This is a genomic window from Halosolutus gelatinilyticus (assembly GCF_023028105.1).
In the GTDB taxonomy this organism is placed as follows: domain Archaea; phylum Halobacteriota; class Halobacteria; order Halobacteriales; family Natrialbaceae; genus Halosolutus; species Halosolutus gelatinilyticus.
This window is the reverse complement of the sequence record NZ_CP095491.1, coordinates 298,935-313,005: the sequence shown is the minus strand read 5'-3', so window position 1 is coordinate 313,005 and position 14,071 is coordinate 298,935. Positions and strand designations below refer to the sequence as shown.

Sequence of the window (14,071 nt, the reverse complement as noted above, 5' to 3'; positions counted from 1 at the left end):
CGTGGTAGTAATTCCATCGGACGTGTTCGCGCCTCGAGACGATCGGTAAAATAGACGTTGGGCGCGTATATGGGTGTTCTCCGTCCGAATCACTCCAGCGCTAGCAGCGCGTACGTTTCCTCCTCTTCGACTTCCGCGACGACGTAGAGTGTCCCGTCGTCGAGGACCGGCCCCGGTCCGACGCGGCCCTCGAAACGCCGCTCGAACCGGAGCGCCGGCCCGTCGGACGGGTCGCCGCCGGGCGTCGGATCGACCGCCCGGAGGCGGTCGCCGCCCACGAACAAGGTGTCGCGACCGAACGCCGGCGCGGTGTGACGCCAGTCGCCGATGTCGTACTCCCAGTAGCGGGTTCCGGAGTCGGAACTGATCGCCTGGAGCGATCGGCCGTTGGCGACGAAGACGACGCCGTTCGCGAGGCCGATTCCACGATCGGCCGCGCCGGTGTCGATCGACCACTGGATCCCGTCCGCGGCGTCCGCGTTTGGGCCCGCCGCCAGTGCGTGCGTCGTTCCGTTCCGGCAGTTGACGTAGACGGCATCGGTATCGACGCTCGGGGGACACGTCGGTGCCGCGGGGAGCTGCCACCGTTTCCAGCCGATCCCGTTCTCTGCGAGGGCGTAGACCATCCCGGCCTCCGTGGCGACGATCGAGTAGTATCCCATGAAGACGGCGGTGTGATCAATCACCTGTCCGAAGACACCCCGTCGCCACTGGACGCTGCCGTCTTCCGGATCGAGCGACACGACTTGCTCGCCCACCCCGCAGATTAGCGATGATCCGGCATACGTCGCCGTCGTCGTTACCCGTCCCGGCGTCTCGAAGGTGCGCTCCCACAGCGTCTCGCCGCTCTCCGAATCGATCGCGAGAACCGCGTCGTGCGTCGAGACGTAGGCGACGCCGTCCCAGAGCAACGGTGCAGTATAGACGTCGGCGAACGTCCACAGTTCCGTCCCGTCGTCGGCGTCGAAGACGCGGAGCGTGTCTCCATCAGGGAAGTAAACGCGACCGCTGACGACGACGGGGTCCTCGTACGCTAGCTGTGCGACTTCGACCCGCCAGCGTTCGGTCACCCCGTCGACCGGCGCTTCGCCGTCGGCGACCGCCCGGGTGTGGGCGGCGTTACAGCCGAACGTCGACCACTCGCCGTTCGCGCCGTTTACGTGCCGACTCGGATCCGGAAGTTCGTCGACGCCCGATTCGGGCGGGTCGTCGGGGTCCGGTTCCGTTACGGATCGATCGGTCAGTTCCGAACAGCCCGCGATCGCGACGCTCGCGGCACCGACGCTCGCCAAGAGGGCCCGTCTCGTCGGAGACATACTTTCGCCATTTCAGTAGATTTGATAAATACCTTCGGTATCCGCAAGCGCGTCCCGACGCGCGTTCGGAATCGAACCGGTCACGCTCCGAAGGAGGCCGTACGATCGGATCTCACTCCACCGGATCGAACTCAACGAAACAATTTGAGCACCGTCAGCGTCTCGAAGGGGAACGACTCGTCGGCGACGGCAACCGCACTGAAGTCCTCCTCGCCAGCACGCTCGACCACGTCGTCGACGCCGGTGAGGCTGCTGACGAGCAGGTAGACGACGCCGTCCGGCGCCAGCACGCGATCGACGGTTTCGAGGAACGGATCGATGACGGCCCGGCCGTCCTCGCCGCCCGAGAGGGCGCGTTCCATCCAGTCGTCCCACTCGTTCTCGGGATCGGTCGGCAGGTACGGCGGGTTGAACGCGACGACGTCGAAGGCGCCGTCAGCGAACGGCGTCACGAGGTCCGCCCGAACCACCTCGACACCCTCGCCCCGGGCCTGCTGAACCGCGTGCGGATTCAAGTCCGACGCGATCACGCGGGCGGCGGTCTCCTCGGCGATCCGTCCCGAGACGTATCCCGAGCCGGTGCCGACTTCCAGGACGAGATCCTCGGGGTCGGCGTCCGAGAGCCGATCGCAAACCGTCCGGGCGAGCAGCTCCGAGTCCTCCGCGGGCTGGTAGACGTCCGTTTCGACGCCCCGACGATCGCGCAGTCCCATTTACTCCCCCTCCGGGGGCGACACCCGTCGGTCTTCCGACTCGCCCCGGTCGCTCGCATCTCGGGTCCCGTCGGTCGCACCGCGCGCGCGATCGTCCGCGATTTGGAAGCCGCCCGTCTCGGCGCGGCCGGAGAGTTCGCGCTGCGGGTACGGGATCTTGATCCCCTCGTCCTCGAAGGTGCGCTTGATCGCGTTGATCGCTTCGGTCCGGGCCCGCCAGCGGCGTCGCCCGCTCGGCCTGTCGATCCAGAACCGGACGCCGAGGATCACCGCCGAGTCGCCGAACGCCTTGCCGACGACCTGCGGCGACGGCGCGTCGAGGATCCGATCGATCTCGGACACCGCTTCCTTCGCGAGGTCGGACGCCCGCTCGACGTCGGTCGCGTAGTCGACGCCGACCTCGACCTCGATGCGGAGTCGGCCGCGCTTCGATCGGTTGGTCACCATGCTCGACGAGATGACGTCGTTGGGGATCATCACGTACTCCCCGTCGAACGTCTTGAGCCGCGTGTTGACGATCGAGATGTCGGTGACGACCCCCTCGTCGTCCTCGACGGCGATCCAGTCGCCGATCTCGAAGGGGCGATCGAACATGAGGACGAAGCCGGCGATCACCGTCCCGAGGGTCTGGCGCGCGGCCATACCCACGACGATGCCGAGGAACCCGGCCCCAACGAGGAGTCCGCTCAAGTCCTCGACCCAGACGCTGAGGATGACCACGAGCGACACCGACCAGATGATCACCTGCGTGATGCGGTGGGTGACCTCGCGCTGGTGGTCCGTGACGACGGCCGCGGAGCCGAGCAGTTCCTTCAGGAGCCTGCGGGCGAATCGCGTGACGATGAACGTCGCGACGAGCAGGATGAACGTGACGACTACCCGTGTGATCGTCTCGCCGCCGAATCCGAACTGGCTCGAGATATTTTGCAGATCGCTCGTCAGTCCCCACGTACCGAGGGTTACGCTGAGACTCAGGAGACCACTCCCAACGAGGACCGTCATCGTAACGATGTCGCTGTACAGCGGTTGCGTTCGCTCGTTGAGCCAGTCCTGGAGCTGTCGGTAAGAGAGGAGCACGATGAGCAGGAACCCGACCGCGGCGAACGTCACCGCGAGCTTGAGTTGTAGCGTGTTGAAGATCGTCTCCAGTTTGTCGAGTGCCGTCGGGTCACTCGTCAGTGCGTCAAACATAGGTCGGTTCGTCTCGCCGGCGTATCGTCGGTGCACCCTTGAGTATTCGTCGGTCGGCTCCCGTCGATTCGGATCGTCCGCGTCAGTTTACGCGGTTTACACCGATCGAGCGGCCGAGACGAATCCTCCGCCGATCGGCCCGGTCACTCGGTCGGCCGCCAGACGTCGGTCCGGCTATTCGGCAACCCGGCTACTCGATCGGTTGCCCGACGTCGAGCGCCAGTTGCGCCAGTTCGGCGAACTCCGCGGGCGTCACCGCGTCGGCGCGCTTTCCCAGCAGGTCCTCGTCGGCGGCCTCGACGACGGCGTCGGGGTCGTCGAGCCCCGAGATATGGGCCGTGTTCCGGATCGCGTTCCGGATCGTCTTGCGGCGCTGGGTGAACAGCGCCTTGACGAACCGCAGGAAAAAGTCCTCGTCGCCGACCTCGTAGTCGGGGTCTCGGGGAACCAGCCTGACGACCGCGCTCCGGACCGCCGGCGGCGGCGAGAAGGCCTCCTTCGGGATCGACTCGACGAGTTCCGGTTCGGCGAAGTGCTGGGTCGAGACCGAGAGCCGGCCGTACTCGGAGGTTCCGGGCTCGGCGACCATCCGCTCGGCGAACTCCTGCTGGTACATCAACACGAGCGGCTTGCCCTCGGGGAGCAGCCGAAAGGTGATCTCGCTGGAGACGCCGTAGGGGAGGTTCGACACCGACGCCGTGAAGTCGGGCAGGTCGACCGCGAGGGCGTCGCCCTCGATCACCGTCAGTTCCCCCGCGTCGATCTCGTCGGCGAACTCCTCCCGCAGGAAGGCCGCGAGGTCCCGATCGCGCTCGATCACGGTCACCTCGTCGGCGATCGCGAGCAGTCGATCGGTCAGCGCGCCCGTCCCGCCGCCGATCTCGAGGACGTGGCTCGCGTCGGCGTCGATCTCTTCTAAGTAGGTCGGCAGCCGATCGAGGACGCGATCGTCGACGAGGAAGTGCTGATCGCGGTCCGGATCGCCGCGCACGCCCGCCCGGGCGATCAGCCCGTCTGGATCTCTCATCGCCGGCGCTTCGTGCGGGGCGGGTGTAAACGCACCGTCTCGCGGTCCGGCGAGGTCCGGTCTGACGAACCTCGTTCGGTAACTCAATCGACTCGCGAACTCGAAGTGCGGTACAACAGGACGGTGGCGATACCACAGAGCGCGAGGCCGAGCGCACCGAGGGCGGCTACCGCCGGTACGACGGTGTTCCAGACGCCGGAGAACGCCGTCACGTCGATCACGGTGAGGACGTCCCGGCCGAGCATCAGCGCGCGAACGGCGTCGACGCCGTACGTGACCGGGTTGTACGTCGCCAGGACCTGCATCCACTCCGGTAAGACCTCGATCGGCAAGAAAGCGCTCGAGAGGAACAACATGGGATACTGCAACAGGTTCGCCCAGATGACGGTCGACTCGTGATCCCGCGTCACGAGCGCGGCGATGTTCGAGAACGCTGCGAACCACAGCGAGAACACGACGGCGATCGCGAAGATGCCGACTAGTCCGGGCAGCCCCGTCTCGACGTACGTGCCGACCGAACCGCCGGTATCGATCCACAGGACCGCGTAGCCGAGTGCGAGGATCATCCCCGTCTGGACGACGATCCGGAGAACGTCGGCGAGGGCTTTCCCGAGGAAAATCGCCCCGCGATGGGTCGGCGAGACGAGCACCTTCTCCAACATGCCGCTTTCCATGTCGTCGACCAGTCCGATCCCGGAGTTGCCGGCCGCCTCCATCGCCGACAGGATGACGATGGCCGGCGTGAGGTAGATCACGTAGGAGACGTCCGTTCCGAGCGCGTCTCTGAGCGCGTCTCCGGTGATCTGCCCGAACACCTCGGTGAACAATACGAGAAAGATGAGGGGCGTCAGCAGGGCCTCGAGCACCACGAACGGGTTACGGAGGTTCTTCCGCAGCCATCGCTTGAGCGTGACCCAGACGTCGCCAGCAAAGCTGTTTCCGACCGCCCGCCCGTCGATCTCCCGCTCCCGTCCGGGCTCGCGTTCCGCGGTCGTGCTCATCGACCCACCTCCGTCCGGACGGACGCGTCCGGCCGTTCCGCTTCCGACGCCCCTTCGCGCGCCGTCTCGCCGGTGATCGCGAGGAAGACGTCGTCGAGCGTCGGCGATCGAACGTCGAATCCCGTCACGGTGAAGCCGGCATCCCGAAGCGCGACGAGGAGGTCAGTCCCGGCCCGCCGCGCGCGCTCGGACGCGATCGCGATGCCATCGTCGGTGCGTTCGATCGTCGCGTCCGCGAACAGTCCCGACTCGCGCGCGATCCGGGCGGCCTCGGTCCGCTTGTCGGCGGTCGAATCCTCGATCGTGATCTCGAGGACGTCGCCGCCGACCTGCGATTTGAGCGCATCCGGTGAATCGGTGGCGACGATGTGCCCGTTCTGGATCACGGAGAGACGGTCGCAGAGCTCGTCGGCCTCCGCCAGGTACTGGGTCGTGAGGAACACGGTCGTCCCTCGTCGGTTGATCTCTCGGAAGTACTCCCAGAGGCGATTCCTGGCCTTCGGATCCAGGCCGGTCGTGGGCTCGTCCAGGAACACGAGCGGCGGCTCGTGAACCAGCGCGGTCGCCGCGTCAAGGCGTTTTTGCATCCCGCCGGAGAAGTCGCCAGCGCGCTTGTCTGCGACGTCCGCGAGATCGACGAGTTCTAACAGGTCGTCGATCCGCTCGGCCCGCTCGCTCCGGGGGACGCCGTAGGTCTCGCAGGCGAACCGGATGTTCTCGCGGGCCGTGAGTTCGCGATCGACGCTCGTCTCCTGGGCCATGTAGCCGATGGACGAGCGGACGGCGCGCGCGTCGTCGACGACGTCGAACCCGTTGACCGTCACCGAGCCGGCGGTGGGTCGTAATAGCGTCACGAGCGTCTTGATGGCGGTGGTCTTTCCTGCCCCGTTCGGCCCCAGAAACCCGAAGAATTCGCCTTCGGGGATTTCGAGGTCGATCCCGCGAACCGCTTGCGTTCCGTCCGAGTACGTGAGTTCGACGTTCCGCGCCGCGATCGCGTTCGACGGCGCGTCCCGCGTCTCGCCCGGTTCGACGGACGCGCTCATACGCTCACCTCCGTCCCCGCCGCACCCGCGCCCGGCGTCTCGACGTCTCCGATCGCGCGGGACCGGACCCGGATCGTGCTCCGAGACGGAGTAGGGGTACCTACTTGTGGTCGAATCTCGCTCGACCTCGATCGATCGTCCCCGATCACAACCGCACCGAAAGCGGGTCGTTCGGCGGTTGCTGTCCGGACGGTATCGCATCTCTCGTCGGAATCTCGTTTCACCATCACGTCGAGAGAGGAGCTGCTCATCCTCGGGAATAGCGCCGTGCATGCACGGCGTTTTTATCAGGCGGGCACGATTACTCGCATTCGATGGCATCGATCGCTCGTCGTCCGGCACCGCCGCACGCGAGGAACCGACCGATCGACCGGCCGCTCGAAAACCGAATCCGATGAGATACGTAACCGTCGTACTGACGCCGACCGAAGAATACGTCTGCCAGCAGATAGAGGGAGAGTACGTCGATCCGAGGGAAATCCGGATCGACGGAACACTGGTCGCCACGCAGGAAGTGATCCATTACGTCAACCTGCTCAACGACGGGACCGCCGTCGGGGTCGCACAGTTCAGCGGCGATGCCGATCGACTCGCGGCGATAGAATCCGACTATCCGGAGATCCTCTCGTGTACGGTAACGGGTGGTGAGACGTGGCTGGCGTACATGCACTACGAACCCGACGAGCTTCAAACGACCCTTCTCGAACTGATCGACGCCGAGGCGATCAGCATCGACTGGCCGATGCGGGAGACCCGCGACGGGCTGCGAGTAACGTTCTTCGGTTCGGAGCCCGCCCTCCATCGGATGATCGCCAGCATCCCCGACGAAATGGACCTGACGCTCGAACGGGTCGGAGAGTATCAGCGGGAGATGGACGATCCGGCGGAGAACCTAACCGACCGCCAGCAGGAGATCGTACGGACGGCGATCGCGATGGGCTACTACGACATTCCGCGGGATGCAACGCAACGCGACCTGGCGGACGAACTCGGACTTTCGCGAGGGACGATCGGGGAACATCTTCGACGAGCGGAAGCCAATTTGATCCGATCGGTGATCGTGTGAAAGCGCGCGTCGGCTCGGTGCCGCGGTAAAAATGGACGAGGCAATTCGACGGTCGTCGCGCCGTTCGAACCGAGAACGGATGACGGACTGGCCGAGCCGGTCGCTCTCCGCGTCACGGGTTCGGGGACCGGCGACGGACGCCGACTGCGAGAAATCGAGTTACTGGTTCTGCTCCTGTTCGCGCCGGCCGACGAACGTCTGGTACTTGAGGTCGTCGTCGCGCAACTCCTCTAAGATTCGTTCGACGAGGATCTCGTCGGGATCGTGCAGCCCCGAGACGCGGTCGGAGAGTTCCTCGAAGCTCTCGAAGGGTTTGCGCTTTCGCTCGTCGAGGATGCTGTTGCGGAGCTTCTTCCCGATCCCCGGCAACAGGTTCAACTGGTGGAGTCGGAGCGTGATCGGCTGGGCGTCGTTGTAAAAGTCGACGAACCGCTCCTCGTTTTCTTCGACGAGATCGGCGACGACGTACTCGAGTTCGGACTGGGCGCCCGAGGAGAGATCCTCGTACTCGACGCGGTGAGCTTCGGTGACGATCTCCCGCTCTTCCGGGGGTTCAACGACGACCTCGGTCCCGATCGTGACGCGCTCGTTCTCGTCGAACGCGACCTGGTAGAGCCGGAAGTCCTCGATACCCAGCGCGTATCCCGCCGGCGACTTCTCGTACTGCGGACGGCCGTCGTCCGACAGTCCGTGGGCGAGGTAATCCAACACCACTGCGCGTCGAACGGTCGTCTCGTCGCTGTCGGCTTCGCTCATTAGTTGTCGATACGGTGACGTCGTACTTAAAGAGTCGGCCCGGTTTCAGCGGTACTGCGCGACGACGTTAAGAATCTCGTCGAGTTCGTCCCCCGACAGCGAGTACCGTTGCTGGGCGTACACCGATCGGAGTTCGTCCCGGTTGCGCGGCAGGAGGTTCGCGATCTTGTACGCCGTCGCTTCGTCGACTTTCTCTATGTCCCGGAGCTGGTCGACCAGTTCCTGTGCCTCCTCGGGTTCGAGGATGGCGAACCGGTTGACGTGTTCGATCGCCCGCGCGAGCTCGTAGCGCAGCTCGCGATCCTCGTCCAGCGCGCGTTCGGCTTCGATGTCGGCGAGCAGTTCCTTCGCTTCCGAAACCGTGAGGAACTCCTCGTCGACGATCTCTTTGAAGATCGTCATGTCGTCCCCGTATTCAGAGGTCGACCGCGTCCTGATCCTGGGCGCGCAGGTGGGCCGCGGAGACGATGAGCGTCTTCTCCTTGCCACCGTCGATGATGCGGACCTTGAAAGCGCGACCCTGTTTGCCGACGACTTCGCCGGTGTGGCCGTCGAAGCGCGGATGGAAGCGGCCTTTCGGCACGCTGGGGTCGATCTTCAGGTGGACCTTCTGTCCGCTTTCGTACTCCTGAATCGCTCGCTGCGGCGGCGACGTGCCCCGCTCTCGAGGATCGTTGGCGAGTTTCTTTCGGGTTCCCTGACGAGGGCCTTTAGAGTTCGGCATAGTCGTACGCCCCTCTTACTTGGTGATGGTTATAAAACGCACGTTCCGGACTCGCGGGACCGTCGATCGTGTGGGGTTGGTGCGAACCACCGGCGTATCGACCTCGGTCCCGTTGCGGTTCCGAAGCGACGGAAAGGTAAACGTAACCTGCGTCGACGTCATCGGTCCCGGTATGACCGACGAGCGATCGCGAGACGCGGAACAGGAGTACCGGATCGAGACCCGATCGATCCACGCCGGACAGGACCCCGACGAGGAGACCGGTGCGTTGATGACGCCGATCCACGCTAACTCGACGTACGAACAGGACGCGCCGGGCGATCACCGCGGGTACGAGTACTCCCGGACGGGGAACCCGACGCGGGCAGATCTGGAGGCGAACCTCGCGAGCCTCGAGAACGCCGACTATGGCCGGGCGTTCGCGAGCGGCATGGCCTCGATCAACACCGTGCTCAACCTGCTCCAATCGGGCGATCACGTCGTGACGGGCAACGACGTGTACGGCGGCACCCATCGCATCTTCACGCAGGTGTACGAGGATTACGACGTCGAATTCTCTTTCGTCGACATGACCGATCTCGACGCGATCGAGGCGGCCTGCAGACCGGAGACGGAACTGCTCTGGCTCGAGACCCCCACCAATCCGCTCATGTCGATCGTCGACATCGAGGGCGCGGCCGAGATCGCCCACGACCACGACGCGCTCTGTGCGATCGACAACACGTTCGCGACGCCGTACCTCCAGCGGCCCCTCGATCTCGGCGCCGATATCGTCTCGCACTCGCTGACCAAGTACCTCGGGGGCCACTCGGACGTCGTCGGCGGCGCCCTACTGACCAACGACGAGGACCTGGACGAACGGTTCGGCTTCTACCAGAATTCGGTCGGCGCGACGCCCGGTCCCTTCGACTGTTTCCTCGTCCTCCGGGGGACCAAGACCCTGCCCGTCCGCATGGATCGCCACTGCGAAAACGCCAGCGCGATCGCGGCGTGGCTCGACGATCACCCCGACGTCGATCGGGTCTATTATCCCGGACTCGAATCGCACCCGGGTCACGAGATCGCCCGCGAACAGATGGACGACTTCGGCGGGATGCTGAGTTTCGAACTCGACGCGAGCCTCGAAGAGGCGAGCGCGGTCGTCTCGAACACGGAGGTCTTCACGCTCGCCGAGAGCCTCGGCGGCGTCGAGAGCCTGATCGAACAACCCGCGCCGATGACCCACGCCGCGATCCCGCGCGAGGAGCGAACCGAGGCCGGACTGACGGACAGCCTCATCCGCGCGAGCGTCGGCATCGAGCACGTCGACGACCTGATCGGGGACCTCGACCGCGCGATCGAGGCCGCGCTCTCGTAACGCGACGCGATTCGCGACTATTACGAACCCCTTTCTGGATCCCGATCGAACGGCATCGTATGTCCGAACGAGACGAGGCGGGCCTGCACGCCCTCCCGATCGACGTCGAGTACGGCGGTCGCGAACTGACGATCACCCCGGCGGTCGTCGAGACCGATCGCGGGCTGGTGCTGATCGACGTCGGTCCGAAAACCGCCGTGGACTCGCTGGACGTCCACCTGCAGGACCTCGGCTACGGGCTCGGCGACGTCTGGCTGATCGTCTGCACCCACCACGACCGCGACCACGTCGGCGGCCTTGCCGCGGTCCTCGATCGCGTCGACGCGGCCGTCGCGACCCACCGCGACGAGGCGCCGTTCGTGCGGGGCGATCGCGCCCCGATCAAGGGCGACGGCGATCGGTACGCCCCGGTTTCGGTGGATCTCGAACTCGCCGACGGCGTCCGAATTCCGACGCTCGCTGGACCGATGCAAGTCGTCGAAACCCCCGGTCACACCCCGGGCCACATTTCCCTGACCTTTCCGGAGGGCGGTCTGTTGCTCGCCGGCGACGCGCTCGTCGCGGACGGCTCGGAACCGCTCGCCGGTCCGAAACCGGAGTTCACGCACGACGTGGACCGCGCGACGGCCTCGGTCGGCCGGCTCGCGGAACTCGACGTCGAACACACGCTGTGCTACCACGGCGGCTACGTCGCGCGGGACAACGATCGAATCGCCGAGATCTACGACGAACTCCGGACCTGACGGCGCGATCGACTCCCGGTCGCGCTCGGCCGGAGCCTCGCCACCTTCGCCCTCGGGTTCGGCCGATCGCCCGCCTCGCGGTCACTCCCGGGCGATGTGGCCGTCGAGGTAGTTCCGGATCTTGTCGTTGGTCGCCTGCGTCCGCTTGCGGAAGGTGACGACGCGCTCGCCGTCCTCGCGGCGGTCGGCTTCGATCTCGATCCGGAGCCCCTGGCCGCGGAGGTGTTCGAGGAGGACGTCGATCGATTCCTCGCTCGCGCGGACGGTGTGGCGCTCGCCGACCGTTCCGCCCGCATCGACGGTTTCGATGCTCTCGCGCATCGAGAGCAGGATAGCCTCGCCCAGATCGCGCGCTCGCTCGCGCACTTCGTGGTCCGATTCACCCCGCTCGACAGTCTGGAACCCCTCCCGGATGAGCCGGCGGAACACGAACTCCCGGCCGTAGTCGAACGGGAGCGAGAACGCGTACGCGAGATCGCCCCGGTTCGAAGCGGACGTCGTGTACTTCAGCTGCCGAGCGCAGTCGGGCGATTTCATCACGACGCCCTCCCGATCTTCGGCGTCCAGCCCGCGGACGATCCGATCGACCGCCGCGGCCGCGTCGGCGACGTCGTAGGTGCCGAACAACTGGGTCTGCGGGACGTCGAACTCCTCGTACCGTTCCCGCCGCGCTGACACCGCGAGCGGCTCGCCGGTTCTGCGGTCGCGCCAGTCGAACGCCCGGAAGGCGATCGAGTCGACGCCGGGGTAGTCGTGCGCCGTGTAGGGGTTCTCCGGACCGATCATCTCGCCGCAGACCGTCGCCTCGGGGTGGGCGTCGAAGAGCGGGTCGAGATCGACGACCCGGTCCGCGATGCGAGTCGTAAACGGGCAGACCATCCCGCTGCGCGAGAACGCGAGCACGTCGCCGTCGATCCGGGCGAACCGGACGTTGTACCCGTTCAGCTTCTCTTCGACGGCGATCTCCTCCTCCCCGTCGAACTGGTTCGGAATCCCCGTCTCCAGAACCAGGGTGCGCGGAATCTTCGGAAACCCGCGGACGACCTCCCCCGCGATCAGGGCCGTGCCGCGTTCGACTCCCTGACGGTAGTCCGGCACGTGACGGTACTCGAGCCCGTCGTAGGAGCGTTCCTCGAGGTGGTCGGTCAGGGCGTCGAACGCCGATTCCCCGATCCCGAGCTTTCTGTGATACTCGGTACCATTCATCACAGTGGGCTACGATCCGATGACAGAAGAATCACCGCCCGACCGTCGACGATCGCGATCGCCCCGTCGGCTCCCGAAACGGAATTCTCATCGGCCTCGAGTCCCAATCGTCTCGATATGCAAATCGAACTCCGCGTCTGCCAGCACTGTCTCGACGGCGAGCACGGCAACGATCGCCGAACGGAGCTCATCAACGACATGGTCGAGTGCGCGGAGCGGATCAAGGAGTACAAGGACGTCATCGATCTGGAGGCGGTCCACATCCGGAAAGTCCGGGAGGACGAACCCGGTAAGCCGGAGTCGCTGCCCGTCGTCTCGGCGACGATCCAGAACAATCAGGTCGTTCTGAACGACCTCCAGCTCGTCACGGAGGGACAGGACGGAAACATGCTCATCTACGTCAATCCGCAGGACATCCTGACCGTACTGGCCGGCAACGTCGACGAGATCAGCAAGGTCGTCCCCGGCGACGTGACCGTCGATCTCTCGGCGACGGGCGCGGAGTTGATCTCCCACGCGGACCTCGGGGCGGAGGGGCCGACCGCCGACGACGACGGGCCGGGATCGGATCTCGATATCTGAACCGCGCGAAGTCGGGAGTCGCGGCCGATCGCCGGCCGTAGCCGGACCTACTTATTTCCCGGCGCGGTGCCTATCCACAGGTATGGGAAGCGAGGCGTTCAAACAGCGGTTCGTCCTCGATACGTCCGTCTTCATCACCGAGGAGATCCGCCAGGAGGACGAGTCGATCGAGGATGCCGTGCTCAGGCTGCTCGAACTGATCGCGAACGCCCGCCTCAATCTCGGTATCTCCTGTTACGTCCCGCCGACGATCCACGACGAACTGACGACGATGCTCGCCGATCGCGGCGTCGGCGACGAGGTGTTCTCGAAGCTCAACACCTGGGTGATCCGGAAGCACCCCGATCGGTACGAGGTGATGATCCCCGCGAACGTCGTCTACAGCTTCGTCCACGAGATGAGCGATCGGGTCAACCGGGGCCTGCGCGTCTCGGAGGAGGCGGTCCGACGCGCCGAGCGAAGCGGCGACGAACCGCTCGAGGGCCACGAGCACAAGACCGAGGTCGACGCCGTGATCTCCGACCTCCGGGACAAGTACCGGGGCGCGATGCGGACCGGCGTCCTCGATTCGCGGGAGGATTTCGACCTGCTGATCCTCGCCCGAGAACTCGACGCCGGCGTCGTCACCGAGGACACCGGGATCATCGACTGGACGGAGGACTTCGGCCTGCGGTATCTGCGCGGCCGGGAGTTTCCCACCCTGCTGGAGCAGTACCTGCAAGCCGTCGATCCCGAGTCGAAGCGGACGATCGAATGACGCCGATCTCCGATCAGCGAGGGGCCGCGGCTCGTCGATGCGAGGCGTCCGAGCCGGCGGCTCACGATTCGAGTAAGCGACCGGCCGGTTTGCCGATCGATCGGCCGAAAAGGCGACGACGTTAGATGCGACCGACGTTCTCGACGCCGACGCTCTCGACGCCGTCGACCTCGGTGAAGTTCTCCTCGACGGTCTCCGTGCCGCCCGCGCCGTCGGGGACGATCACGGTCGGGTAGAGCGCGACGAGGCCGAACGCGACTTCCTCGCGTTCGACGCCGTTGATCTTGGCGCCCTCTGGGAGGGCGCTCTCGAGGCGCTCCTGGAGCGCGTCCAGGTCGATTTCGGGGCTGTTCGGCATTACCTTGACTTTGGCAGCTACTTTTCCCATAGTGGATCAGGGACCGGTGAACCCGCAGTCGGGGCACTCGTAGAGGTTGCTCTGTTTGCGGCACTTGGCACAGCGGAAGATCTGCTGGCCGCACTCGGGACACTTGAACGCGGCGGCATTCGTGCCCGCGATGTTGATCCCGCAGGACACGCAGGAGCCTGTGTTTCGGTCGTCCGACGTACTCATACCCCTCCCTTC

The 14,071-nt window shown here is 65.6% G+C and carries 17 protein-coding genes; 5 read left to right on the top strand and 12 right to left on the bottom strand.

The genetic code is table 11. The features are described 5' to 3' along the window. Positions 1–89: 89 nt before the first annotated feature. The 6 genes from MUH00_RS01630 to MUH00_RS01605 all read right to left on the bottom strand — a co-directional run bounded on the left by MUH00_RS01630 (position 90) and on the right by MUH00_RS01605 (position 6,294). The gene (locus MUH00_RS01630) at positions 90–1,316 is read right to left on the bottom strand and encodes an outer membrane protein assembly factor BamB family protein (protein WP_247002021.1); all 1,227 of its coding nucleotides are present in this window, start codon (positions 1,314–1,316) and stop codon (positions 90–92) included. 131 nt (positions 1,317–1,447) lie between these two features. Beyond that, a complete protein-coding gene (locus MUH00_RS01625) occupies positions 1,448–2,029 on the bottom strand; it encodes a HemK2/MTQ2 family protein methyltransferase (protein ID WP_247002019.1) in 582 nt (193 codons plus the stop codon). Then, entirely contained in the window at positions 2,030–3,220 is a 1,191-nt protein-coding gene (locus MUH00_RS01620; RefSeq protein WP_247002018.1) for a mechanosensitive ion channel family protein, read from the bottom strand. It abuts the gene before it with no gap. 190 nt (positions 3,221–3,410) lie between these two features. Continuing rightward, positions 3,411–4,247 carry a 16S ribosomal RNA methyltransferase A gene (locus MUH00_RS01615; RefSeq protein WP_247002016.1) on the bottom strand — a complete coding sequence of 279 codons (837 nt, stop codon included), beginning with the start codon at positions 4,245–4,247 and terminating at the stop codon, positions 3,411–3,413. An 83-nt stretch (positions 4,248–4,330) separates the two neighbouring features. After that, positions 4,331–5,248 carry an ABC transporter permease gene (locus MUH00_RS01610; protein WP_247002014.1) on the bottom strand — a complete coding sequence of 306 codons (918 nt, stop codon included), beginning with the start codon at positions 5,246–5,248 and terminating at the stop codon, positions 4,331–4,333. Continuing rightward, on the bottom strand, positions 5,245–6,294 hold the full coding sequence (locus MUH00_RS01605) for an ABC transporter ATP-binding protein (protein WP_247002012.1): 1,050 nt from the start codon (positions 6,292–6,294) through the stop codon (positions 5,245–5,247). Before MUH00_RS01605 ends, MUH00_RS01610 begins: the two co-directional genes overlap by 4 nt. Positions 6,295–6,688: 394 nt before the next feature. Here MUH00_RS01605 and MUH00_RS01600 point away from each other — a divergent pair, with 394 nt between their 5' ends. Continuing rightward, positions 6,689–7,360: a helix-turn-helix domain-containing protein gene (locus MUH00_RS01600; protein WP_247002010.1), complete on the top strand. Its 672-nt coding sequence runs from the start codon at positions 6,689–6,691 to the stop codon at positions 7,358–7,360. 159 nt (positions 7,361–7,519) lie between these two features. On the opposite strand, the gene MUH00_RS01595 is transcribed toward MUH00_RS01600, so the two are convergent. From MUH00_RS01595 to MUH00_RS01585, 3 genes are read right to left on the bottom strand one after another with little or no spacing between them, the layout of a single operon-like run. Beyond that, positions 7,520–8,116 (bottom strand): DUF655 domain-containing protein, encoded by a 597-nt coding sequence (locus MUH00_RS01595; RefSeq protein WP_247002008.1) that lies wholly within the window; start codon positions 8,114–8,116, stop codon positions 7,520–7,522. Positions 8,117–8,161: 45 nt separating this feature from the next. After that, positions 8,162–8,518 (bottom strand): RNA polymerase Rpb4 family protein, encoded by a 357-nt coding sequence (locus tag MUH00_RS01590; RefSeq protein ID WP_247002006.1) that lies wholly within the window; start codon positions 8,516–8,518, stop codon positions 8,162–8,164. A 13-nt stretch (positions 8,519–8,531) separates the two neighbouring features. Further along, positions 8,532–8,840: a 50S ribosomal protein L21e gene (locus tag MUH00_RS01585; RefSeq protein WP_247002003.1), complete on the bottom strand. Its 309-nt coding sequence runs from the start codon at positions 8,838–8,840 to the stop codon at positions 8,532–8,534. A 172-nt stretch (positions 8,841–9,012) separates the two neighbouring features. Between MUH00_RS01585 and MUH00_RS01580 the strand changes: the two genes are divergently transcribed. Beyond that, positions 9,013–10,197 (top strand): cystathionine gamma-synthase, encoded by a 1,185-nt coding sequence (locus tag MUH00_RS01580; RefSeq protein WP_247002001.1) that lies wholly within the window; start codon positions 9,013–9,015, stop codon positions 10,195–10,197. A gap of 59 nt (positions 10,198–10,256) precedes the next feature. Then, on the top strand, positions 10,257–10,940 hold the full coding sequence (locus MUH00_RS01575; protein ID WP_247001999.1) for an MBL fold metallo-hydrolase: 684 nt from the start codon (positions 10,257–10,259) through the stop codon (positions 10,938–10,940). Between the two features lie 81 nt (positions 10,941–11,021). On the opposite strand, the gene MUH00_RS01570 is transcribed toward MUH00_RS01575, so the two are convergent. Then, positions 11,022–12,146, bottom strand: a complete 1,125-nt coding sequence (locus tag MUH00_RS01570; RefSeq protein WP_247001997.1) for an RNA ligase — start codon at positions 12,144–12,146, stop codon at positions 11,022–11,024. Between the two features lie 117 nt (positions 12,147–12,263). Here MUH00_RS01570 and MUH00_RS01565 point away from each other — a divergent pair, with 117 nt between their 5' ends. Beyond that, positions 12,264–12,728, top strand: coding sequence for a hypothetical protein (locus MUH00_RS01565; RefSeq protein WP_247001995.1), 465 nt, complete (start codon positions 12,264–12,266; stop codon positions 12,726–12,728). Between the two features lie 82 nt (positions 12,729–12,810). Further along, positions 12,811–13,485 carry an RNA ligase partner protein gene (locus tag MUH00_RS01560; protein WP_247001993.1) on the top strand — a complete coding sequence of 225 codons (675 nt, stop codon included), beginning with the start codon at positions 12,811–12,813 and terminating at the stop codon, positions 13,483–13,485. Positions 13,486–13,606: 121 nt separating this feature from the next. Here the strand turns inward: MUH00_RS01560 and MUH00_RS01555 are convergent, their stop codons facing one another. After that, positions 13,607–13,873 carry an elongation factor 1-beta gene (locus tag MUH00_RS01555; RefSeq protein ID WP_247001991.1) on the bottom strand — a complete coding sequence of 89 codons (267 nt, stop codon included), beginning with the start codon at positions 13,871–13,873 and terminating at the stop codon, positions 13,607–13,609. A 6-nt stretch (positions 13,874–13,879) separates the two neighbouring features. After that, positions 13,880–14,059 carry an HVO_2753 family zinc finger protein gene (locus MUH00_RS01550; RefSeq protein WP_247001989.1) on the bottom strand — a complete coding sequence of 60 codons (180 nt, stop codon included), beginning with the start codon at positions 14,057–14,059 and terminating at the stop codon, positions 13,880–13,882. Positions 14,060–14,071: the final 12 nt, after the last annotated feature.